Below are 22,744 nucleotides of genomic sequence, written 5' to 3' on the forward strand. Positions count from 1 at the left end.
GCTCGACATGGCCACCAGCACGTCCCCCGTCCCCCACGACCCCCGCCCCGAGATCCGCGGCGTACAGCTGCTGGTCGTCATCGACCGCAGGCTTACCCGCCGCAACATGGAGCAGGCGTCGTGACCACCCGTCAGCGGCGCCTGCGCCGGTTCGGGTGGACGATCCTCCGGATGGCGAGCGGACTGCTCGCCGTCGTGGTGATCTTCGTACTCGTCAGCGCCGAGTGGTCCACGCCGCGAGCCGCTCGCGCGTTCCGGTGGTTGGCCCACCGCGCGTACCGCCTCCTCCGGTGGTCGGCGCACCACTCGCACCGTCTTCTCGAAGACCTCGTCGAGGACACGTCCCGGGTCGTCGACAACTGCCAGCAGCGTGCGCTGGACCACCGGCCGCCCCGATCCCGGCCCAAGGTCGACCCGTTCGCGAGCCCACGCCTCCGGGAGGAGGCGCAGCGCCGGACCGACGAACACGTATCGGCCTGAGAACCCACGCTCACCACGGCAGGCGGACCACCCACCCGGGTGGTCCGCCTGCTCTTTCATACAGAGAGGACGCGCCTGTGTCCGCCCGCACCACGAACCAGACCGCCGTTGCGCCTCGCAAGCGTGTCTCGGCCACACGTCCGGCGGAACAACCGGTCGAAGGATCGCCGGGAACCCGCCAGGCCGGCGGCCGGGCCCGTGCCGGTCGGCGGCCCCGTCCTCGTCGAGCTGCTCTCTCGACCTCGTTCGGCGCCATGTCTCGGATGGCCGCTGCGCGGTCGCGAGCGTCGGGCCTGGTCGCCGCCGCCTCCCGCAGCGCCGAGAGCATCGTCGCCGACGCCGACGAGCGAGCCCGGGCACGTCTGGCCGAGACGCAAAAGTCGGTACGCGAACACCTCGCCCAGGCGGAAGCGACAGCCCGAGCCGCCGGTGCCGACGCCGACCGGATCCGCGCGGACGCCCGCCGGGCGGCCGCCGAGGCACTCTCCGCGGCGGGTACCCAAGCGGAGCAGACGCGCGAGGCCGCGCGCGCCCAGGCCCGCAAGGCCGTCGCGGACGCGAACGCCGAGGCCGAGCGCCTGGTCTCCGAAGCGCGGGGCCGGGCGGCCGAGGCGGACGAGCGATCCACCGCGGTACGCCGGGAGGCCGAGGCATTCGCCGACGACACCGTGCGCCGGGCACAGACGGCACTGGAGGAAGCCTCCGTCCGGGCCCGGACGTTCGCCGAGCGGCAGATGGAGAACGCGCGGGCGATCTCCGACGAGGAGACCGGCGCGGCGCGAGCCGCCCTGCAGGCGGCTGGAACGCGGGCCGAGGAGATGATCGCGGACGCGAACACCGCCGTGGACCGGCGTCGGGCGGAAGCCGAGGCGCTGTACGCGGAGTCGGTGAAGGCGGCGGGCAGGGTCGAGGACGAGGCCCGGCGGCGGGCGCACGCCGTCGTGGTCGAGGCCCGCGAGGTGCGCCGCGAGGCGGACGAGCGACTCGCCGGTGCGCAGGCCGAGGCTGCGCGGTTGGTCGAACGGGCCCGCGCCGACGCGATCGCGGTGGCCGAGGAAGTCGGCCGCCGTCAGGGCGAGACGCTGCGGGCCGAGGCGGAGAAGGTCGCGGCCCAGGTACGGGCCGATGCCGTCCGCGACGCCGAACGGCTGCGCAAGGAAACCGAACAGTCACACGCACGAGCGGCTGCGCTGGAGGCCAAGTGGGAGAAGCAGGTCGGGCGCAAGGCCCGCTGGCAGCGCGCCGGCGCCGGGGTGTGGAAGGCGATGCCCTGGGTGGCGTTGAGTGCCGCAGTCGGCCTCACCGCGTCCGGCGAGTTCCAACTGGCCACCCTGATCGGCATCCCGTCGGTGATCGCGGCGTTCCTGCCGATCGCGATCGACATCTACGCCATCGTCGCGTTCCGCACCCACAGGGACGTTCCCGGAGCACTCGGGCTGATGGTGCTGTCCAACGGCCTCTATCACCTCGCCGAACACGGGATGCTCGGCGTGATCCAAGGACCCGACGGGCACCTGCAACCGACGTGGTGGCTGATCCTGATCGTGTCCGCGTTCATCCCGCCCTACGTGGTCTGGCGCGTCCACGTCCTCCTGGAGGACCCGGAGAGAGCGAGCGCTCGCGCTCGCTCACGCAAGCGGCGCTGGCGACGCCGCCCCGCTCCCGAGGCACACGCTCAACCGCCCGGCGCTCAACACCCCGACGCTCAAGGCGACGCTCACCCGTCCGACGCTCACCGCGCTCACACACTCGGCGCTCACGACGCTCGCCCGCAGGGCGCTCACGCTCGCGACGCTCACGCTCAACCCGTCGACGCTCAGCACGAGAGCGACGGCGCTCACCGCGAGGCGAGCGCGGAACCGAACGTCACGCTCACCGTCGAACGCGCTCACCGGGCGCAGCCCGGCCCCGGCGCGGAGGCGGGCGCGGAAGGCGGCCGCGTGACAAGGCGCCGGGCGATTGCCTCGGCGCCGCACGGTGAGCGCGCGCCGAGAGCTGAGCGCGGGACGCCGAGCGAGCGTGAGCGCGGAACGAAGAACGATGAGCGCGCTCAGCAGGACGCTGTTTTCCGCCGTCTGCGTCTCGCGCTCAATGAGCGTCCGAAGACGGAAGACATCGTCGCCGCGATCGCTCAAGCCGGTCTCACGAAGATCTCCGACGCGACCGCCAAGCGCATCCGAGCGCGCGTCGAGGACCAGGACGAACGTGAGGGAGCGAGCGTGAGCGCAGTGGGCGCGGGCGGCTGATCGCGGCGCTCCGCGCGACAACGCCCTTCGTGAGCGCACACCCCGGGCCCAGTCGCCCAAGGCGAACCCGATCCGCTCGAACCCACCACCGCCCATCGGCTGCTTTACCGGTTGCCCGGCCTCGGCCGTGCAGCCGGCATGGACGCCGACACAGGCATCACCACCAACCCCGACCAGAAGGGAAGGACCCGATGAACCGCGAAGACGAGCCCCGCCTGACCGACCAGCACACGGCCGCCCTGCGTCGTACGGCCCAGGACCCGGACCGGTACGCGCAGTACCTGGCCGACGTCGCGAGGATGCTGCTGGGCATCAGCAGAGACCTGGAGACACTGCAGGGCGAGACCCGTGTGCACTGCCGCAGTGCCCACGTCAACGGCGACCGGTGGTACCACGCCCGGCGACGGGCCAGGCCGACGGAAAAGACCCTCAAGAGGGTGCTCAAGCATCTTCAGAACCTTGTCGCAGAGCTCGAAAAGAGCGTTCGCAAGCGGCATGAGTTCGAGCACGAGATGAAGGCGCTTCCCCGCCGGCGCCGGGAAAGGGAACTCGCCAGGGAACGCAAAAGGAATCCCGGCCTGCGGGCCGCCCCCGCCCGAGCCGCTCTGGAGAACCCGGCGAACAAGGAACAGAATCCGCGTTATAGTGGCCCCACAGACATTTACAGCCTCCCGAAGAGGGGCACAGGATGACCCGCCCGCTCACCCAGCTCGAACTCGGACAAGACTTCCGGCAGAACTGGTACATCGAGCAGGAAAAGCAGGCTCGCCGAACACGCGGCGAACTGGGCGCGATGGAATTCTGGCTCCGTATCACCCGCGCCGAAATCGCCCGGGAAGTGAGAGCCGGCCGCTCTGACGTGTTGCCTGGCTTCGCGCTCGTCCTCCGTCTGTTCCTCGTCGCGATCCACAAGCGGCGGACGGGCGACCGACGCATCTGGAACGACCTGGTTCAGTACGCGAAGGCCGTCGTCGACCCGGAGCCGGGCCCGGAAGCCCGACGTGACTGACCGCCACCACCGCAGCCCCGCGGAACACCGCCGGGCCCTCGCGCGCGTAACGCGTGCTCACGTGCCCGTGCACGCGTGCACACGAGAGGTCACCCTCTGTCAAGACCCCGAGAGGAGATTCCGTGTCCGACGACGATGACGCCCAGGTGTACCCGTTCCCCGGAGGCGGCGACCCCTCGTACGTGCCGCCCCCCATCCCGAACTACGCCGACACCCTGCCGCCGCCGCCCCGGGACACCCCGGAGGATCCCCCCGAAGAAACCCCCGAATTACCCCGTGTTCCGAGCGCCCCGGACCCGGCGGCGACTTTCTCCGCCGAAGGAATTCCACCTTCGAGCGACGACCAGGAATCCGACGAGGAAACGGACGGCGAATACGAACACCGCCGTTCCTTTGCCGACCGAATCGGCGACTGGCTCGAATATCGCGTCGAGAAAGGACGGGCGCGATTGGAGGAGGAAAGGCAGTTCCGGGAGGCGGAACTCGCCCGAAAGATCGCCCTGATCGCGGCGCGCACCGATCGCGACGTGGCAATGATCGAGGCCAACGGAAAACTGCGTCAGGCCCGTGTGAAAGGACGGGCGGACCGCACCGGTGCGCGAGGAAAAGCCGAAACCGGAGGGTCGCGAGGGAATACGAACCGTTCCGGCCCCGGAGGGGGCAAGGGCGGCTCCAAGACCTCGGGCGGCTCCGGCGCGACCGGAGCCCGGAATGGGTCCGGCGCGCCGGGCGCCGGCTCCAAAGGACGATCCGGGGGCGCCAAGCCGGGCAGCGGCACAGGCGGCCCGAAGCCGCCGGGCGGCGGCAAAGGACCGGGCGGCAAGCCCCCCGGAAGCGGCTCGCCCGGCCCGAAGGCCCAGGCCCCGAAGTCCCCGGGAGGCGGACCGGGCGCGGGGAACTCCGGCGGCAGGAACGGCGGAAAGCCCACAGACGGAGCCAAGACGAAAGGCGGTACCAAGGCCTCTGGCAAGCCCTCTGACGGCCGTAACGGAGGGGGTGGGTCCAAGAACCCCGACAAGGGGCCGAAAGGGCCCCAGAAGGGGCCTGACGGTTCCGGCGACAATGGCGGCGGCGGGAAGAACCCCGGTGCCAAGAACGGACGTTCGCGACCTGCGCCCACGCCCGGCGCCCGGAAGAACGCCGGGGTCGGCAAGAGCAACGGCGGGAAGAACGCCGGCGCCGGTGGCCCCGGTCCGACGCCCCCGGTCGGCGGGAAGAACACCGGTGGCAAACCGGGAGCCACGCCCCCGGCCCGTGGCCGGAAGAACGCCGGCGTCGGCAGGAACCCCGGTGACGGGAAGGGCGGTACGCCGCCCTCGGCCGACGACCGACCCGGCAGGAAGAACCGCGGCGGTAAGAATGCCGCCGGCGGCCCGGGGCCGACGCCTCCGGCCGGAGGCCGGCGCGGCACAAAGAACGCCGGAGTCGGGGGCGGCGCGGGCGCCACCCCGCCGGGCGGCGGTACGGGCCCGGGTCCTTCGGTCGACTGGGACGCCGCGCGCCGTGCGGCCGAGGCGGTCGACCGCGGCGACCTCGACGAGGCCAAGCGCATCGTCAACGACACCACCGATCCCAGCGGAACAGCGTTCGCCGCCTACCAGTTCCTCAAGGACTCCACCCCGGCCGACCCTCCGTCCGGCAAGGACGACACCACGGAACCGGACGATCCTGGGCCGTCCGTGCGTGACCGGTTCAAGCAGTGGTTCCACGACCTCACGGACAAGAGCGGCAAACACCAGGACCAACCGGAGGAACCCACCGGGACCGTCACACCCGAGAGCGTCGGCATGACGGTCGAACAACTCCCCCAGCCGGAACGCCCCCCACCGCCCGAGGAACCGCAACACCGGGAACCGGCAGGCTCCCTCGCTCCCGGCGTGCCCACCCCATCGGCCCTGCCGCCCGCGCCGGAACCCCACACCCAGCGTCCCGGAACCACCAGCCCCACAGCAGTACGGGAGAACAGTGTGAGCAACACGCAGGTCGCCTCGGCCCAGAGCGGCCTGGCCGCCCAGCACCGCACCGACACGACCTTCGACGACTTCCTGACGCAGATCACCAACATCGCGATACACGCGATGAAGGACCAGGAACAACAGCACGAACTCTCCGACAGCGTTGGCCGAGTCGCCGACGCCCTGCGGGAGATGGCCGGCGACCTGGTCGACGACCACAACATCGTCACCATCGTCGCCAAGCAGATCGCCGACCTCGCCGACGCCGCAGGCGAGATGAAGGCTCAGGCGCAGCGGTCCTCCGAAGCATGCGGCCAAGCCGCCGAGGCCGGCCGAGTGACCGCCAAGATCGTCGCTCGCGTGTACAGCGAGGACATGGACGCCAAGCACGAAGCGGGCCTGCAGCACGCGTCCGCCGCCGCCCATCACGCCTGACGAAGAGGAAGACACCGATGAGCAACGACCTCGCGCTCTACGAGAGCGGCCGGGCGGTCATCGTCTCCGACGGTGACAACAGCTTTCGCGCGGTCCAAGAAAAGCTCGGCCGCCTCGCCCAGGTTCTGGACGATCTCGTGGTCGAACTTGAGAACGTCCACCGCACAGCGCACGCCAACGCCCGTCGCGCCACCGGTCTGGCCGCCGACATCGAACACGCCAGGCTCGATCCCTCGCACGTGACGCTGACGACCGCCGTCGCCGGCGGCCTCGAGGACGCCGCCGCCCAAGTGGACGCATTGGGCCAGTCGGTGCAGGAGGTGTCCGGGCTCGCGTACACCGCCAAGGCCATCCACGCCCGCCTCTACACCGGCCTGAACGAGGTCAGGGAGGGACGCCGCGAAACCACCCCCAGGCCCGGCTTCTTCGCCGACTGACCCCACATACCCACCACGACGACAGGGCGGCCCCGCCGAGCACGGGGCCGCCCTTTCCATGTCCCGACAAGGAGAGCATCCCGGTGTCCACCCCACGCAGCGTCGTGCTGGAACGCCTCACGTACACGCTGGCCGCCCCGGTACTGGTCTGCGCCCCCAACCTCGCCCCGGACGGCATCACCAACAGCGCCGTCCTGGTGGCCGGAGCAGCCGGAGCGTTCGGGACGATTCGGGCCGCCAAGGGCTACGAGGGCACCGGCCGGAAGATGATGCGCTGGTCCCCCCTGGTGACCGCCATGGCCGTCGACCTGGCCGCTCTCGTCACCCCCGGCTGGGGCTGGGACGCCCTCGTCGCAGCCGGCTGGGCCGCCGCCGGATGCGCGGTGACACCGCTGTCGCGCACCACGCGACGCCGCAACCGACCCGCCCTCGGCCACACTCCCGCACCGCGTGCGCTGCCCGCGCCCGTCGAGACCGCCCCGGAAGACGACGGCGCGGACGCCTACACCCGTGGCGTGCGCCAACTCTGGGAACGTGCCAAGAGCCCCGGTGCCAGCCGCGTCGTCCGCGTCGAGCCGCACCCCGGCACCGAACACGACCTGACCATGCTGGTGCGCGCCATCGAGCCGGGCCGGCCGATCACCAGGCTCAACCTGGACGACGTCGCCGCCGCGTTCGGCGTCCACGAAACGGACGTGCGCCTGTCCCCGGTCAAGCAACAACCCGGCCGTCAAGGCGGGCCCGGCTGGTTGGAGGTCCACGTCACCCCCGACGCCAACCAGCGCCGCAAGGCCGCACCCACCCCCGAGGAACGATGGATCGACCGGGTGGGACGCCCCGGAGGCGGCGCACCCGGCTCACGGCTGGTGTCCCGGCGCCGTGATCCCGACCGCGGCGTGACGTTCTACGAGTGCGCGATGGCGGACCCGGTCGAACTCCCGCGTGTGGATCTCGCGAAGGTCTGCCGCGGCCTGGGCATCAAATACGACGATGCCTGTACGTTCCTGCTGGTCCAGGGCCACGAGTTCCTGATCAGCATCTTTGACCGGCCGCCGCTGAGCCGGAGCTTCCCGGCGACCCGGGAACTGCTGACCCCGGACGCGAAGGGCATGTTCGTGTGCGGCATGTCCTTTGCCGGACAGCCGGTGAAGAGCATGATCTGGCAGCACGACAAAAACGCCGCTGCGCACGGCCTCATCCTCGGCGTCAGCCGCAGCGGCAAGACGCAGTATTTCGCGATCACGATGGCGGCCGCGTCCCTGGGCGGCGCGGTGATCTGGCTGGCGACCGTCCGCCGGGACGAGAAGACCGACGTGCTGGGCGAGTTCATCGACCGGCGCGGCTCCAACGCCCTCTACATGCTGCGCATGCTGCGCGCCGCGAAGGCCCTGTGTGAGATCCGCGCCAACATGCCGTGGGATTTCGACGGCAGGCCCCACGACTACAAGCCCGGAGACCCGCGCTGTCCGTACTCGCTGCTGCTCGTGTACGCCGACGAGTTCATGACGGCGTCCAAGGATCTCGTGTACGGCAGGGAGATCCAGACCCTGGGCGACGACCTGACCGTCACCGGCCTCAAGTACGGCATCGGCTTCTTCGTCGCCGGGCAGAGCCCGTTCGCACACAACGGTTTCTCCACCGAGATGAAGGACAACCTCAAGCAGAACAGCCGCAGCGTCATCTTCAACATGGGCTCGGGCCTGGCCACCCGCAAGGCGGCCGAGGGCTGCATGGAGAACGTCTACGACGTCCCGACGATCCCGGCGCGCTACGCCGGTTCCGAGGGCAGCGCCATCCAGCGGGTGATGACCGGCGAGGCCGACCCCGAGGACGGCGTCAGCACCGGGGGCGTCGCCATCATCGTCCTGGACAACGGTCGCGCCGTCCTGATGCGCGCGCTGTACGCCGACTTCGACGCGGGCGACCTGCACGAGCTGTTCCCGGACGAGATCAACCGCCTCACCTCCCACGAGATCCAGGAGTTGGAGGCACGCGACCTGTGGGGCGACTGGAACCGCCCCGACGAGGACCTGGAGGACCTCGCGAACGACCTCGACGATGACGAGGAGGACCGTCCCAGGCGCGGCCGCGGCAAGGGAAAGGGAAAGGCGAAGGGCGGTCGCAGTGGTCGACGCGAGGACGTGGCCACCACGGCGGGCGACGCCCTGGCCCTCGTCCGAACCTTCGACCGACAGTGACCAGCGGCACTTCCGAGGCCGAACCGACACGGTGAAGGACACCGCGAACACCTGCGGCGTCCTTCACCGTTCCCATGCCCGCGACCCATCGGCGCCAGCCGCGACCCGATCACGGATCGCCGCCGACGCCCCAGCCGCTGCCCGCTGCCCGATCCACCCGCCGAGTCCCGGCGGGTGGATCGGAGAACCGACACAACTGCATCCCCGCAACCGCCGCAGGGAGCAACCCCGAGCCGCGCCCCACCGACGCCCTCCCCCGAGCGAGGAGCAGCGGGCGCGTGCTCGTGACCCCGATCGACACCCATTCCTGGAGCGATGACTCATGTCCGACTCCGCACGAACGTCCACCGCAACGACAGTGGTAATCCACCTCGGTCCGCACGAGAATGAACAACCGGCACGACCCCGCCGCACGTGGTGGGACCGCTTCCGTCGCCTCGCCGAGCTGCTCGACCGTCGTATCCGAGACGTCCGCGACGCCCCGTACCTGGGCCTGCGGTACATGGCTGCCTGGCTCCGCGCCGTCATCGCCTCCGGGGCCCTCCTCCTCGCCGGTGCCGCCGTCTGGCTCCTGCGGACGTGCGGATCGCCGCCTCCCATCAGCGCATTCGCGGAGCTCGGCGCCACGATCACCCGTCCCGTGGGTTCCTACCTCGACGATCACACCACGCATTTGGCGATTGACGCGTCCACCGCTTACACGACATGGCAGTGGACCGGTGCGGTCGCCCTGGTCACCGCCGCCTGCGGCTCGATCGCCGGGCGTATGACGTGGTCGGCCTGGGCCGGCGCATCCGTCGCCATGGTGTGGATCGGCACGCCGGCTCCCGACCGCGAAGTCGCCGCCGGGATCGCGGTGTTGGCCTGGACCGCCGCGTCGGGCATTGCGTTTCGGCGCCCTTCCGGTCCCGCCTGCTCGGCGCCGACCTCGTGCCCCGCCACGCCCCGCCGCGACTGAGGAACCCCGGTTGCCCGCTCCGCCCGCGCCCAGGCGCGGACGGAGCGGAGAGCCTCGGGGCTCCCCCCGACGCCGACCCTGTTATCCGCAAGGAGACCTTCGTGCTGCCCGACTCCCGCGCGATCCGCCATCCGCATCCGTTCACCACGGTCGCTGCGAGGCCCAGAAACGTGGCGATCACCGGCGCCGAGGCGGACACGGCCTCGGCCGGTGTCCCGGTGCCCACGACCCATCCGACACCGCAGGTTCACCACCCCACGCGGATCGCGTACGAAGTCGGCTACCCGACCCCCGCCGCTCGAACGACGGTGCCCCCCGGGGCGCTCGGAGTCGCTGTCGGGGGCCTGGGAATCGCACTCGCGTTGATCGGCGTCGCCACCGCGATCAGGATCGCCGGCCCCGGCGTCGAAGCCGCCGCTCACGCCCTGTGGGCCCTGGCCGCCGCGCTGATCGCCGCTGCCGTACTCGTGTACACCCTCGCCCGCTCACGACAGGGCTGAGCAGACCGTCCCGCACCGACCCGATCGACAGGAGAAGCATCGCCATGAAGATCAAGCCCTCTATCGAATGGACCGAGCAGCAACGCGACGCCGAGATCGAAGGCTTGGAAGCCTCGGCCAAGGCGAGCCTGCGCCAACGCGACGAGGCCCGACGCGGCGCCGACGATGACAGGAACGACGAGTGCCGCCGGCGGAATCACGAGGCCGCGCAGTACTACGACCGCGAATACACCGAGTACAGGCGCCTCGCCGACGGTCTGAAGGCAGGCAAAAGCCCCGCCGACCTCGGATACGCGAGCTGACCGTTCGCCCCGACCCCGGGCCCCTCGAAGGGACTCGGGGCGCCGGGCCCTGTGTCCCGACGACACGACGCACCCGCTGTGCGGCCTGCCCGGCCCCACGGGTCGCGGGTGCACGAGCCACCCGAACCCCTCGACGAACCACGGAGCACACGATGTCGATCCTGACCGGCCGGACCGCCGTTGCCACCGCGGGCGACTGCAGCGTGACCCTCACCCCCAGCCAGGATTTCGGCTGGCTGGTCATCAACGCCTGCTGCACCGGCTGCCCCGCAGGCAAGACCTGGAACACCGAAGGCGGCGACACCCGGGACGCGCGTGTGCGCATCTCCGACGCCGCCCGCGCCTGGGCCGCGGGCCACGCGGAGGCCTGCCGTGTCCCCCGCCCCAACACCACCCTCGGCCGATAGCCCCGAGATCGCGGCCTCGACCGGCCCTCGTTCGGGTCCGGTCGAGGCCGCGGGTTACACGGGCGACCCCCAACTCCCCGACAGGAAGGGAACCACGTGCCCACCACCGACCCCTGGGCCGACGACTACCTCCCGCCCACCCGGACCATCCCGCCACCGCCCGTCGCACTCCCGGACGACCCCGACGACCAGGAGGAGGTCCGCATCACCCTCTGCCGCTGCTATGGCGAGGGCTGCGACCGCTGCGGCAACACCGGCGTGATCTACCCCTGACAGACCGACCGTTCCCCATGACCCGGGAACCAGCGTGTCCGGCCCGTCCTACCCTCGCCAACCCTTTCGGAGACAACGTCATGCCACGACCCCAACCGAAGTCCACGCGGAACGCGACCTGGAACGGCGGCAAGACCGGCCGATCCCGGCCCCCCGCCCACTCCCCGGTGATCGAGCAATGCACCACCGAGGGCTGCGGCGAGACCGCGGCGTCGCAACCGCCACCCGCCGGGTGGGTGCGCACTCTCGTGGGCGGCTCGCGGCACCCGGCCCGCGACTGGTGCTCCGGCAGGTGCGCCACGTTCGGCATCGCCCTGGGAGAAGTGTGCTCGAAGAGCGCGTGACCGTGTACGTCGCCGCCCCGTCTCGGGGCGGCGACCCCGGGCTCCGAGCCCGACCATTCGACCCACCGACACAGGGAGGAACCGTGACCTCCGCAACAACCCGGGCCCTACTCGACATCGCTGCGCTCATTGCCGAAACGTCCGTCGAGCCAACGGGGTTGACCTGGCAACTCGTCGACCCGTGCGGCGTCGAGTCGCCCACCGTGTACCCGACGTTCGAGGATGCCCTGGCCGCCACGCCCGACTGGGCGCCGGACCGCACCGAGGCGACTCTCTCGATCAGCCGAGACACCTTTCACGTCGAAGCGATGGCCCCGGCGACCGATGGTCTCGTGCCGTCGGGTTGGCAGGTGGTGCCCTCGGTGGTGTCCCTGTGGGGGACCCCGCCTACCGACGAGTTCGACCCGGGGGCGGTTCCGGCTACGCCGATCGAGTGCCTCGGCACCGACGACCTGCGCCTGCTGGCCGCGCAATCCCGGGCGCAGATCGCGGCATGGCTGCAGTGGTGGAAGGGCGGGGGCGACTGCACTCCGGGTTGCTTCGGTGTGCGCGGCATCGACCTGTGCGGCACATGCCGGAGTTTCGGATGACGTCCCGACCGACTACCCCTGGAGGGATCGTGAGCACCGGCACCGCAAACACGGAACCCACCTGGATCGTGATCACACCCACCGCCGACGCTCCGGCCGTCGACCCGTACGACTCCTCCACGGAGGCGATGGCGGCAGCCGAAAGGTCCCACGCGGTCCGCTTCCCGCAGCGCATGACCATGTGGGCCATCGCCCCGACCGGCGACACACAGATCCTCGAACAGTGGGACCCCGCGGCCGAGGAGTGGCTGCCCACCGGATACGGCGTCGCCATCTCGACGACGTCGCTGTACGGGTCCCCCGACGGCCGTATCCCGCCCACCTCCGTCGGCTCCCTCAGCGAGGGGATAGCGCGGATGGCCCTGTCCGCGATGCGCGTCGAGGTCGCCGCGCACGTCACCAAATGGCACGAAGTCCTGGACGCGTTCCAAGACGTGCGATGCACGCCCGGCTGCCACGGCTCACGCGTGTACGCGCCGTGCGCGGAGTGTGCCGCCGACCGCAGGGCCCTTACCGACTCCCGCGACGACGCATAGCCGACCGACAGTTCCGGTCCCGCGTCGCCACGACGCGAGAGCCGGCCACGGGCACGACCGGGCACGGCCGTCGACCACCACAGACGCGGCCGTGCCCGGATGCCCAACCCGACTCCAGGAAGAAGGCAGTCCACATCATGAATGCCACGACCAGCGGTCGTCGAGCCCCCCTCGGCACCGAGCAGGACTACACCCGAGACTTGCAGCTCGCCGCGCTCACCGGTGACACCGACGAACGCGAACGCATCCTGCGGGGCCTGCGCGTTGCCGGCATACGCGACCTGGCCGACAGGTTCGAGAACACCGTTCCGACCGAGGTGACGCTGTGACGGACACCGACAAGCGCATCGACCTGGTCCTGGGCTCCGAGGGCGCGGCCCGCGTCGTGCAGGGCTGGATCGACGCCTACCAGCGCGACGACCACTTGTCCGAGCGAGCCGCGATGCGCCTGGCCGTGAACCTCGTGTCCCACTGCTCGCCCTGGCACATCGCCGCCCCCGACCAGACCTGGCGCCTGCGCAGCCGCACGGGAGCGTGCGCCGAATACCCGAGCCTCCTGCGGGTGATGGAAGTCCGCCGGAACGGCACGGCCGGCCCTTCCGTCCTGGCCGCCGTCCTCTACGCGGACGCCGAGTTCGACCCCTGGCGACCCATCGGCTGGATGGAGATGGACGACCTCGCCCTCCTCTACGCCATCGAGGACTGGCCGAACCCGCGCGTCCCCCAAATCGTCGACGACGGCATCCGCATCACGACCGACGGCGTCCACGTCGACGCCCCGTGAACGGCGCCGCCCGCCGGCCGTTCCGATCGCCGAGCACACCCGCGAGCACGCATGAACCCGACCCCTGAACCGGTCGCACGCTCGTCGCCCCCGACGCCCAGCTCCTGGGGTCGGGGGCGACGAGCACCGCCCATCAGCCGCTGGCCCACACCGCACCCCGCCACAGAGGCGGAGAACGCCGGCAACTCAACCAGCCACCACAGCGATTCGGAGACACGACCTTGAGTACCGACACGCACGACATCGACACCACGCCGATCGAAAACGCGACCAAGCGGCAACTGCAGACCGAACTCGCCGCGACCCGCGCCGCCTGGGAGGGAGGACGCCGCCGTCGACGGATCGCTCACACCCCGGCCTGCCACGGCGCCACGCTTTTCACCGACGGGTTGTGCGCGGATTGCGCCGCCCTGGAGGCGAAGGGTGCGCGCCCGGCCGATCTGGCCGTCCTGATCCACTGCGTCTACACGGACGAGGGACACGCCAACCACATCGCTACCCTGACCAGCCGCCACGGCCCGCAGGACGGCGTCGGCGCCGCGCTGTTGGCGGATCTGGGAGCCGGACGCCGGGCCCGGATGACCCCGGCCGAGGCGGACGCGATGATCGACGCGCTCCGCGTCGCGAGTGCCTCGAAGACCATCGGCGACTACTACCGCCCCCACGTCGACGGCGCGGTCGCCACGCTGCTCGGCGTGCTCGGCCGGGACGGGGACACCCCGTGAGCCGGTGTGTTTCCGAGCCCGGTCGCTGAACCGGTCGGGCGCTCGTTGCCTCCGGAACCCGCCCAGGGAGCCGGAGGTTTCGAGCGCGGCCGACCGGCCGCCCGAGAACCACGACCCCCCCGGGAGCGCCCCGCATGCCCCCCACCACCGAATCGCCCCGCGACACCGACCCCACGGCACTGCGATCGACGTTGCACCGCCGCGTCGACCTGGTCGTCGCGAACCAACGCGCGGCCGACCAAAAAGCCGGCCTGCTGCTGGCGGGCACCGGGCTCGTCGCGCCCGGCCTGCGCGCCCTCCAAGGCGCCGCGGTCTACGGCGCCGGCGCCGGCCTCGCCATGGCGGCCGTGCTGCTGGTCTGGGTGCTGCTCCCGCGCACCCACGGCACGCTGCGCGTCGCCACCGACCCCGACACCACGCTGCGCCTGCTCACCGAATCCGAACAGCCCCAGGCCCTGGCCCAGGAGTATCAGCGGATGAGCCGGATCGCGAACGTCAAGTTCACGCTCATCCAGGCCGCGCTCCTCGTGCTGGGCCTCACGGCCGGCGCCGTGGCCCTCGCCTCATCCCTCTGACCGGCCGCGTACCCCGAATCCACAGGTCCGAGGTCGCGTTCGCGTAGCCGCCTTCACGGTCGCGGCGAAGGCGGAGGCGGATCACCCGCGCGGGGCAACGAACTTCATCCGCTGATCACCCTCTGGTGAAACAGGACCTTCCGCCCGTACGGTGGAACGAGCACACGGTCATCGTCCGCGCATCCGCGGCGTCAGGCACGGGTCGGCGCGATCCCTCGGGATCCGCGTGGAAGAACGTTCTCCGCCGACCCTGCCCGCACAGCGACCGATCCTCGGGCCACGTCCCACCGTCGACTCGACCCCGCGCACCCGCGCCCGGGTCCTCGACCCATGCCCCGAACACATCCCAACAGCCGGCCCCCACGCGTGCGGCGTCCCACGGCGCAGTCGAGCGACCTGGGGGCCGGCATCGCCCGACTCGGTACCCACCGATCACCAGGGCCACCCGGCCTGCCCCCACGGCCGCCTCGCGGCACTGATCGCCCCTCAGCGCGAGCCGGCCGCACGCCCGCGCGATCGATACCCCCCGGGGCCGCACGGTCCCGGCCGGGCCCGGTCCGGGTCGCGGCCGGACACAACCCCCCGAATCACCGCAACGCTCGAAAGGAACAAGCCCTCATGCCCGGAGAATTCGTTCCCCTCGGCTTCACGCTCTCCTGCGACCCGCACGACACCCACCCTGACGTGCCCGCCGCGCAAAAGGCCGGGCTCTCCTGGTACGCGCGCACGTACGGCGACGCGGAACTCCGCTGGGAGGCCACGCCCGTCGGCCAGGTCCTGGACGTCCTCGACAACGGCCGCTGGGAGAGCACCGGGATCACCATCGGAATCGCCCTCGAGACCCTGCTCGGCGCCACCGACCCGGACGGCGACTACATTCCCGGCCTTCCCGCACACCGCTACCCGCCCGACGCGATGCACCAAGCGTTCAACACGGTCGTCGCGGAACTGGGCGCGTATCAACTCGCCTGGCGCAACGCGTACGCCGACGAGACGGCGAACACCGCACCCGGATCCGGACCGTGCGTCGCCGACCAGGTCCTGCACACACCCGGCTGCCACGGCAGCGCGCTGGAACACCCGTGCGACGACTGCGCCTCGGAGCAGGCCGCCGCCTGAACGACGAAAGCGGCACCGCCGCAACTCGCCGCTCCACCGATCGACACGAGGGAGATCACCGTGAACAACGGAGTCCAGGACTACCGAACAGCCCAAGCCCGTGAGGCGGTCGGCATCGACGACCGGACCGTCCACCCCCACGCCGAACACGACGGTGACGAAGGAATGTTCGTCGACCCGGCCGACGCGCAGGCGACAACGCCATGAGCCACGTCCGCACGCGCGGGACCCTCCTGGGAACGCAACGAGGTCTGGAGGAACTCGCGGCTGCCGCCGAGGCGCACGCCCGCGGCCCGGGCGTAAGCGTCATCCACACGCTCGCCGCGGGGAACTGCCGGCTCACCGTCGACGACGTCAACGACGCCGTGTCGACCCTGAGCGAACTCGCGAACAGCACCGCCGCCACCAACGGCGCCCGCAGGCACGCCCGAGCCGTTCGCAACCGCCTCGCGAGCCTGCGCCGCGTGGCACCGCTGATCGTCGCCGCCACCTGAATCCGTTCCGGACGGCCGCGCGCCGGGACCGACCAGGCGTAGCGGCCGTCCGGTCCACACACCGCGCCCCCGCGGGGGTGCAGAGAGGAAACATCGTGACCGTCATCGAGAACCACTTGGACCCCGACACCGACTTCTGGGACGAGGACGACGACCCCTATCCCATCCCGACCGAGAGGCCCACCTGGGCCCTCATCTGCCCCTACGGCACCGAGTCCCACCACCTCACACACAACGCCGCCTTCGACGCGCTCCGCGCCACAGTCGACATCCCCGACGCGCGGATAACCCTGAACGAGGGAATCGGCGCGTTCGTGGTGGAGGTCCCCGACCCCGCGAACGCCGGCGCATGGCGACCGACGGGCTTCGAGATCACCCTCTCCGTCGACACCGTGTGGGGCAGGTGGCACGAGGGCGCGGAATGCATGCTGACCACCCCGACGCCACTCTCCGCGCTGACCACGGAGGAGACGGTGCTGCTCGTGGGCCAGATGCGCCGGGAACACGCGTGCTGGTGGACCGCGCAGCGCGAGATCGACGACCCCGCGCTCGGCTGCACGCCCGCCTGCTACGGGGCCCGCACCGCCACCCGATGCGAGAGTGCCCGGCCCTGCACCCGGCGGATCGTCAAGGAGGCCCACCTGGTGCCCAAGCGCGTGCTCCGCACCGCCACACGAGTGGGCGTGGTGCGGCGCAGCACCATCCACCGAAGCCCCGATCCCGACGCCCGCTGGCTCTGCCTCTCGTGCGCCGACCCCCGGCAGCAGCACGACCTCCCGGTCACCGATCGGCAGATCGCGGGAGCCGGATACCTCGTTCCCCACGCCTGCCAGGACTGCGAGACACCGTTCCCCGAGCCCGCCGAGCCCGTGACGGTGCAGTCCACGACCGAACTCCCGAGCTGACGACCCGACCCGCGCTCGCACGCGCCGCACGCACCCCTGACCCCGGACCACCGAATTCGCCCCGGGACGGCCACGACACCGCGACCAAGCAAGGACGTGGCCGTCCCCGAGCCCGACCCCGCCCCGCGAAGGGCGGCCGGAGAACCCATCGTGAACCTCGCCACCCACCACCGTCCAGCCACCGAGACCACCGACCCCGACCCTGCCGGGCCCGTCTACCGCGAACGCGCCTTCTTCCTCCACGACTTCGCCGCACGCTGGGGCGGAGTCGTGATCGACCCCGCCCCCGACCTGAAGGACCGTGCGCTCTACCAGGCCCACCCCGCGAACGAACTGCCGATGTCCTGGCACATCAACCGCGAACGCGACCTCCACGACCTCTTCGGACACGTCCGCCGCGTCGGCCCCGACGACCCCCTGGCCGAGTACGACGGGCACACCACCGACGCCAAGTACGCCAGGATGCGCGGACTCCACCAGAGCCTGCCCGGCGCTCCGCGCCCCGTGGTCGGCGAGCGCCGCCTCTACCGCGACGGCCGCGGCCACGTGTGGATCACCACCCACCACGCCCCCGGCCACCTCCGCTCGCTCACCCCCGAACACGCGCCCGTCCGCTACGAGACGCCGGCGGCGATCCTCAACGAGACCGGCTGGCTGATCTCGATCAGCCACGCCGCGTGACGCGGGCTCCGTGCAACGCCCGGCGACCGGACGAGCGGATCACGCGGCGCGAAACGCCCGGACAACCGGCCCCGCGAAGCCATCACCACCACGCGAAGGCGACTTCATGACGACATCCACACCCACGCGGAACGTGCCCTGCTGCTCCTTGTGCGGGCTCTCGGCCTACTCCGGCGCGATCCTGACAAGGACGAACGACGCATCCGGTTCCACGCGACTCACGTGCACCGCCTGGTGCGGGACCGGGCCCTCCCCGGCCATGACCCACAGCCAACTCGACACGATCCGCTCCGCCGTCTCCACCGACCTGGAACGCAAACTGCTGGCCGAGGTCGACCTGCTCAGGTCGCTCACGCGCCGTGCCGAACAGGACCAGCACCGCATCCCCGAGCACGGCACGCCGACGCGGATCGCGCAAGACACCCCGGGGGCCGAGGAGCCCGACCCCGCTCCGGGACCGGCGGCGTGCGAACCGGCGCGGGCGCCGGACCAGCCGTACGCCATCACCGTCGACCCCGACGGGTCCTTCCGCTGGTTCTGCAACTCCTGTCCCGCGCAAGGCCACGGGAACGACGAGGACCTTGCCCGCGACGTCGCACAGGATCACCGGGACGTGGAGCACTCCGACAGCGTGACGCCCGACATCGAACCGAGCGCCGCCCCACACCCGCTCACCGCCGACGCCGACGCCCCAGCCCCCGGCCGCCATCCCGCCGGCACACGGTCGACGCCCCCCGCGCCGTCGCCGAGGACGGGAGCAGCCAGTGGGTAACGCCTTCTACCGCCTCGCCGACGGCCGCGACGCCGGGTACTGCGTGAACGACACCTGCTCCACCCCCCACTGCGGCGCCCGCATCGATCGCGGCCTCGCCCACCTCTGCGGCACCGAGCCCGGCCGCCCCGAGGCAGGCTGCGGCGACTACTTCTGCGGCAAGCACCTATGGTCCTCCGGCGACAACGACGACACCCAGCGCTGCGCCGGGTGCCTGCCTCCGACCTGACGACGCGGGTGGCCCACCCCGACCGGGCGGGCCACCCGCCACCGCACGTTCACCCGCGATCGAAGGAGTCTCGTGATCACCCGCATCCGCTTCGTCTGCGACGTCGACGGCGTCCGCACCCCGTTCACGGCCACCTACAAGCCCTGCGACGACGACCAGGTCCCCGCGCGCGAGTTCGTCGCGGCCTGCCTGGCGGACTCCGGCCGCCGCGACCTAGTGGTCACCGAGAACGGCACCGACCGGCGCCTGCGCTAGCAACCGACTGCCCGACCTTCTCCGCCGAACAGGTCGCGGCTCGCACGCACATCGAGGGCACCACCACCTGCGAACCGAGGCCGCTGGCGTGCATCCGCTGCGCCGGCCCGGTCGACATCGTCGAGGACGTCATCGACTGGGGCGCCACGGTGATCGACCCCGACGGGGTGGTCAGGCCGGCCGACCCCAATACCGGCCGCCCGCCGTGGCGGCGGACACCGGCGTCCCCATCGGACGTCCGCGCGCGTGCCGTCTCGCGTGCGGACACCAACGCAACCCACCACCACGAAGCGCACCGGAGGACCCGATGACCCAGCTCGACCAGACCACCCCCGACAGCATGCGCGAGGACCTCCTCCGCCAGGTGATCACCACCGACGTTCATCTCCGGCGCCTGTCGCCCGGCACCGGCGAGTGGGACGCGCTGATCGCTCTCTCCGGCGCGGCCTACACGGCCCTGGCCTTCCTGGACGCCCTTGCGGCGGCCGACCCCGCGGCGGCTGCCGAGGCCACCGCGCTGATCGCCGGACGCATCGAGGGAGCCGACCAAGTCGAGTTCGCCTGGGACGCGGCGTCCGCCGCCGGCTACGACCCGCAGGTGTGGGTCGACGCCATTACCGAGAGCCTCGCCAGGAAGGACGCCCGATGATCCCTCCCGGCCTACGCCCGCAGACCCCCGCCGACCGCGACCTCGCCCGCGCCCGGGTCGAGGCCTCGACCATCGCGGCCGAGTGGCGCATCGCCGCCGAACAGCGGGACGCGGGACGGAGGGCCGCGGCGTGATCGCCGGACAACTCGAAGTGGCCGACGGCCTCAAGCCTCGCCTGCTCGATCTGTGCTGCTGCGCCGGGGGTGCGGCCCGCGGATACCAGATGGCCGGGTATCACGTGACCGGCGTCGACATCGCACCCCAACCCAACTATGTGGGCGACGTGTTCGTTCAGGCGGATGCGATCGAGTACGCCCGGGCCCACGCCCACGAGTACGACCTCATTCACGCCTCACCGCCCTGCCAGGACGCCTGCACCCTCACCAAGGGAACCAACCGAGGCCGCACCTATCCCCGACTGATCGAGCCCACCCGCGAAGTCCTCCTCGCGTCCGGCAGACCGGCCGTCATCGAGAACGTCCCCGGCGCAGCGCTGCGCCGTGACCTCATGTTGTGCGGCGAGATGTTCGGCCTGGCCGTCATCCGGCACAGGTACTTCGAGATCCTCGGCGCCGTCGTACCCCAACCCGAACACCTGCCTCACCGCGGCCGCGTCGCCGGATACCGGCACGGAACCTGGCACAAAGGGCCCTACTTCGCCGTCTACGGCGACGGCGGGGGCAAGGGCTCCATCGCCCAGTGGCAGGACGCCATGGGCATCCACTGGACGTCCGTGCGCAAGGAGATCGCCGAGGCGATCCCACCCGTGTACACGCACTGGATCGCTCGCGCCCTGCGCAGCACCGCGACCGTCCCGGACGACCGCGCACCCGTCGACCCCCTCAAGGCCGCCGGAGCCCGTCCACACCACGTGGCCGACTTCCCGCCGCAGTGATCATTTCGGAGGCAACGACATGGCCGACGTCACCGATATCCGCGCCCGGACGCTCAAGGGAACCGCCCGAACAGACGCCGGTACTCGCCGAGCCCCGAACGGGCGCACAACTGCGGCGCCGCCGACCTGGACGACCACGTACATCATCCCGAAGGACTCCTGCGAGGCCTGCCGGTGCCACTGGCACCACCGCTGCCACGGCGTCAACGCCCTGCTCGACCCCATCCCCGAGTGCCCGTGCCCCTGCGGGCTCCCCAGGGACCCCATGCAACTGACCCCCCAGGCGTGGGCCGATCTCGCCGTCCACGCCCCCGAACAGGTCTGGATCGCCGCCATGTTCGAACGGCAACGCGCCGCCGGCATCCACATGTGCGTCGCGGACGACGCCCAGGAGCGACCATTCCGCGCCTACCACGAGCCCCGTTGAACCCCGGACGACACAGGCCGCGTGCGGAACGACGCCGAGTGCCCATCCCAGCGGAGACCCGCTCGTCACCCGAGCCGTTTCCCGGCGTCGGCCGGGCCACGTCGGGCCGGTCGTGATGCCGACCGGCCACCCGGAATCGCCATACGAGATCCGGCGTTCGCGCCCGACCACCCCGCTCCCGCCTCGCACCAGCCACCGAAGGGACCGCGATGAACCACCGCCTCCGCCAATCCCGACGCCTCCTCGCCGCGGCGTACCCGCACCGTCCCGACGCCGCACCCCAACCCCGACACCACCAGGACCAAAGGAGCGCCCTCACCGACACGGACTCCGCCGGGCACGCCACGGCCGACACGCCACGGCGAGGCGGGCACCACACGATGAACCGGACCACCCGATGACCGCCCCGACCGGCACCCACCGGCGCCTCTCCGACGCGCAACTCTGGGAGACCGCCGCCATCGAGGCCGCCCGGGCCCAGGACGAGGCGGAGCATTACGCGGGAGAACTGGAAACCGAACGCGACGCGTTGATCGAGACGCTCGCCGAAGCCGACGAGGACCGGGACCGGCTCCAGGCGGAGGTCGAACGGCTGCACGCGCCAACCTCGCCCTCATCACGCAAAGAGCAGGCGACCGCCTCCCAACACCGCGCCGTCGACGCGCCCGCGAAGCCGCCGAACGACCACTACGTCGAGCTTGTTCGCGAGATCTACCGTGACCCGCGTGCCGACCACCCCGCCCGCGAACTCCTTCTCGCCGTCGCTTTCGCCCTCATCCCAGGCGCGGACGACCCGCGAACCACCCTGCGGATCGCCGCCGCCCTCCTGGGCCGCGACACACTCGGCCAACCCCGCTACCCCCGCATGATCGCCGCCGACGCGCCCCGGTACAAACCCCCGAACACCTCCCCCGACCAAGGGTGGTGCGAGGCCCCCCGCCTTCGCCCCTACGTGTATCGGCCGCGTACGCCCTCCACTCCCCCGGCCTCCGACGCCCCCATACCGCTGCGCCGGCGCCCGCCGACCGTTCTGCACGTGTCCCCCGAGTACCGGCCGCCAGTCGACCCCCGGAACCGGGACATGGTCTGCGGAGCACGAAGCCGCCACACCGTTGTCGAGAAGGACCCGACCACCGGCTGGGACATCGAACACCGGTACTGCGCCCGACACCACGACCATGCCGAACGGGTCGCCGCCCAGGTCGTCGAACAGAATCGCGCGGCCCCCGAGCCGGTCCCCAACACCGGTGGCCTCCTCGCCTGCTATTTCAAGGCCGATTGGGCCACCGTCTATCGGCGCCACAGCCCCGGATGGACCCCTCCGATCTACGGGATCCGGGCGGACGACTGGCCCACACAGGGGCGGGCCGCCGCCCCGGCGCGTGGTCTGCGCCTGGTCGTGGAGGTCGGATCGAGCAGGACCCGATGACGAGGAGCGGCTTCGAACCGATGAGAGAAGGTGGTAGCGATGTCTGACTCGTTCGTTCACCTGCATGTCCACACCGAATACTCGATGCTGGACGGAGCGGCGAAGAACGACAAGCTGTTCGCCGAGGTGGCCCGT

Annotated in this window: 32 protein-coding genes; all 32 read left to right on the top strand. The window is 71.4% G+C overall.

All coding sequences use genetic code 11. The features are described from left to right. The first annotated feature begins 120 nt into the window (after positions 1-120). The gene (locus tag ACFZBU_RS39720) at positions 121-480 is read left to right on the top strand and encodes a hypothetical protein (RefSeq protein ID WP_391588637.1); all 360 of its coding nucleotides are present in this window, start codon (positions 121-123) and stop codon (positions 478-480) included. 263 nt (positions 481-743) lie between these two features. Next, entirely contained in the window at positions 744-2,726 is a 1,983-nt protein-coding gene (locus tag ACFZBU_RS39725) for a hypothetical protein (protein ID WP_391588638.1), read from the top strand. A 191-nt stretch (positions 2,727-2,917) separates the two neighbouring features. After that, positions 2,918-3,418, top strand: coding sequence for a hypothetical protein (locus ACFZBU_RS39730; protein WP_391588639.1), 501 nt, complete (start codon positions 2,918-2,920; stop codon positions 3,416-3,418). Continuing rightward, the gene (locus ACFZBU_RS39735; RefSeq protein WP_391588640.1) at positions 3,415-3,735 is read left to right on the top strand and encodes a hypothetical protein; all 321 of its coding nucleotides are present in this window, start codon (positions 3,415-3,417) and stop codon (positions 3,733-3,735) included. Before ACFZBU_RS39730 ends, ACFZBU_RS39735 begins: the two co-directional genes overlap by 4 nt. Positions 3,736-5,414: 1,679 nt before the next feature. After that, positions 5,415-6,125: a hypothetical protein gene (locus ACFZBU_RS39740; protein WP_391588641.1), complete on the top strand. Its 711-nt coding sequence runs from the start codon at positions 5,415-5,417 to the stop codon at positions 6,123-6,125. A 17-nt stretch (positions 6,126-6,142) separates the two neighbouring features. Next, positions 6,143-6,562, top strand: a complete 420-nt coding sequence (locus ACFZBU_RS39745) for a conjugal transfer protein TraB (protein WP_391588642.1) — start codon at positions 6,143-6,145, stop codon at positions 6,560-6,562. A gap of 83 nt (positions 6,563-6,645) precedes the next feature. After that, positions 6,646-8,760, top strand: a complete 2,115-nt coding sequence (locus tag ACFZBU_RS39750) for a chromosome segregation protein ParM (protein ID WP_391588643.1) — start codon at positions 6,646-6,648, stop codon at positions 8,758-8,760. Between the two features lie 502 nt (positions 8,761-9,262). Further along, entirely contained in the window at positions 9,263-9,718 is a 456-nt protein-coding gene (locus ACFZBU_RS39755) for a hypothetical protein (RefSeq protein WP_391588644.1), read from the top strand. A 101-nt stretch (positions 9,719-9,819) separates the two neighbouring features. Further along, positions 9,820-10,218: a hypothetical protein gene (locus tag ACFZBU_RS39760; protein ID WP_391588645.1), complete on the top strand. Its 399-nt coding sequence runs from the start codon at positions 9,820-9,822 to the stop codon at positions 10,216-10,218. A 44-nt stretch (positions 10,219-10,262) separates the two neighbouring features. Further along, on the top strand, positions 10,263-10,520 hold the full coding sequence (locus ACFZBU_RS39765) for a hypothetical protein (RefSeq protein WP_391588646.1): 258 nt from the start codon (positions 10,263-10,265) through the stop codon (positions 10,518-10,520). A 152-nt stretch (positions 10,521-10,672) separates the two neighbouring features. After that, complete coding sequence (locus ACFZBU_RS39770; protein ID WP_391588647.1) at positions 10,673-10,927, top strand: hypothetical protein; 255 nt, start codon at positions 10,673-10,675, stop codon at positions 10,925-10,927. 96 nt (positions 10,928-11,023) lie between these two features. Then, positions 11,024-11,200 (top strand): hypothetical protein, encoded by a 177-nt coding sequence (locus ACFZBU_RS39775; RefSeq protein ID WP_391588648.1) that lies wholly within the window; start codon positions 11,024-11,026, stop codon positions 11,198-11,200. A gap of 80 nt (positions 11,201-11,280) precedes the next feature. Next, positions 11,281-11,544 carry a hypothetical protein gene (locus tag ACFZBU_RS39780; RefSeq protein WP_391588649.1) on the top strand — a complete coding sequence of 88 codons (264 nt, stop codon included), beginning with the start codon at positions 11,281-11,283 and terminating at the stop codon, positions 11,542-11,544. Between the two features lie 83 nt (positions 11,545-11,627). Further along, a complete protein-coding gene (locus ACFZBU_RS39785; RefSeq protein ID WP_391588650.1) occupies positions 11,628-12,134 on the top strand; it encodes a hypothetical protein in 507 nt (168 codons plus the stop codon). A 29-nt stretch (positions 12,135-12,163) separates the two neighbouring features. Then, positions 12,164-12,670, top strand: a complete 507-nt coding sequence (locus ACFZBU_RS39790) for a hypothetical protein (protein WP_391588651.1) — start codon at positions 12,164-12,166, stop codon at positions 12,668-12,670. Between the two features lie 137 nt (positions 12,671-12,807). After that, positions 12,808-12,999 (top strand): hypothetical protein, encoded by a 192-nt coding sequence (locus tag ACFZBU_RS39795; RefSeq protein WP_391588652.1) that lies wholly within the window; start codon positions 12,808-12,810, stop codon positions 12,997-12,999. After that, entirely contained in the window at positions 12,996-13,454 is a 459-nt protein-coding gene (locus ACFZBU_RS39800) for a hypothetical protein (protein WP_391588653.1), read from the top strand. Before ACFZBU_RS39795 ends, ACFZBU_RS39800 begins: the two co-directional genes overlap by 4 nt. A gap of 221 nt (positions 13,455-13,675) precedes the next feature. Beyond that, the gene (locus ACFZBU_RS39805) at positions 13,676-14,179 is read left to right on the top strand and encodes a hypothetical protein (RefSeq protein WP_391588654.1); all 504 of its coding nucleotides are present in this window, start codon (positions 13,676-13,678) and stop codon (positions 14,177-14,179) included. A 134-nt stretch (positions 14,180-14,313) separates the two neighbouring features. Next, entirely contained in the window at positions 14,314-14,754 is a 441-nt protein-coding gene (locus ACFZBU_RS39810; protein WP_391588655.1) for a hypothetical protein, read from the top strand. Between the two features lie 618 nt (positions 14,755-15,372). After that, complete coding sequence (locus ACFZBU_RS39815) at positions 15,373-15,873, top strand: hypothetical protein (protein ID WP_391588656.1); 501 nt, start codon at positions 15,373-15,375, stop codon at positions 15,871-15,873. Positions 15,874-15,933: 60 nt separating this feature from the next. Beyond that, complete coding sequence (locus ACFZBU_RS39820; RefSeq protein WP_391588657.1) at positions 15,934-16,080, top strand: hypothetical protein; 147 nt, start codon at positions 15,934-15,936, stop codon at positions 16,078-16,080. Continuing rightward, complete coding sequence (locus tag ACFZBU_RS39825; RefSeq protein WP_391588658.1) at positions 16,077-16,367, top strand: hypothetical protein; 291 nt, start codon at positions 16,077-16,079, stop codon at positions 16,365-16,367. The genes ACFZBU_RS39820 and ACFZBU_RS39825 overlap by 4 nt, the downstream gene beginning before the upstream one ends. A 95-nt stretch (positions 16,368-16,462) precedes the next feature. Further along, entirely contained in the window at positions 16,463-17,272 is an 810-nt protein-coding gene (locus ACFZBU_RS39830) for a hypothetical protein (RefSeq protein WP_391588659.1), read from the top strand. Between the two features lie 150 nt (positions 17,273-17,422). After that, on the top strand, positions 17,423-17,953 hold the full coding sequence (locus ACFZBU_RS39835; protein ID WP_391588660.1) for a hypothetical protein: 531 nt from the start codon (positions 17,423-17,425) through the stop codon (positions 17,951-17,953). A 259-nt stretch (positions 17,954-18,212) separates the two neighbouring features. Next, on the top strand, positions 18,213-18,725 hold the full coding sequence (locus ACFZBU_RS39840; RefSeq protein WP_391588661.1) for a hypothetical protein: 513 nt from the start codon (positions 18,213-18,215) through the stop codon (positions 18,723-18,725). After that, positions 18,718-18,954, top strand: coding sequence for a hypothetical protein (locus ACFZBU_RS39845; protein WP_391588662.1), 237 nt, complete (start codon positions 18,718-18,720; stop codon positions 18,952-18,954). Before ACFZBU_RS39840 ends, ACFZBU_RS39845 begins: the two co-directional genes overlap by 8 nt. Positions 18,955-19,026: 72 nt before the next feature. Further along, positions 19,027-19,209, top strand: coding sequence for a hypothetical protein (locus ACFZBU_RS39850; RefSeq protein ID WP_391588663.1), 183 nt, complete (start codon positions 19,027-19,029; stop codon positions 19,207-19,209). Positions 19,210-19,516: 307 nt separating this feature from the next. Beyond that, positions 19,517-19,858 (top strand): hypothetical protein, encoded by a 342-nt coding sequence (locus tag ACFZBU_RS39855; protein ID WP_391588664.1) that lies wholly within the window; start codon positions 19,517-19,519, stop codon positions 19,856-19,858. Continuing rightward, positions 19,855-19,992: a hypothetical protein gene (locus tag ACFZBU_RS39860; protein ID WP_391588665.1), complete on the top strand. Its 138-nt coding sequence runs from the start codon at positions 19,855-19,857 to the stop codon at positions 19,990-19,992. Before ACFZBU_RS39855 ends, ACFZBU_RS39860 begins: the two co-directional genes overlap by 4 nt. Then, positions 19,989-20,753, top strand: coding sequence for a DNA methylase (locus ACFZBU_RS39865; RefSeq protein WP_391588666.1), 765 nt, complete (start codon positions 19,989-19,991; stop codon positions 20,751-20,753). The genes ACFZBU_RS39860 and ACFZBU_RS39865 overlap by 4 nt, the downstream gene beginning before the upstream one ends. A 19-nt stretch (positions 20,754-20,772) precedes the next feature. Next, positions 20,773-21,180, top strand: a complete 408-nt coding sequence (locus ACFZBU_RS39870) for a hypothetical protein (protein WP_391588667.1) — start codon at positions 20,773-20,775, stop codon at positions 21,178-21,180. A 397-nt stretch (positions 21,181-21,577) separates the two neighbouring features. Continuing rightward, complete coding sequence (locus ACFZBU_RS39875) at positions 21,578-22,609, top strand: hypothetical protein (RefSeq protein ID WP_391588668.1); 1,032 nt, start codon at positions 21,578-21,580, stop codon at positions 22,607-22,609. Positions 22,610-22,744 lie beyond the last annotated feature (135 nt).

Source organism: Embleya sp. NPDC008237 (genome assembly GCF_042956465.1).
GTDB lineage: Bacteria > Actinomycetota > Actinomycetes > Streptomycetales > Streptomycetaceae > Embleya.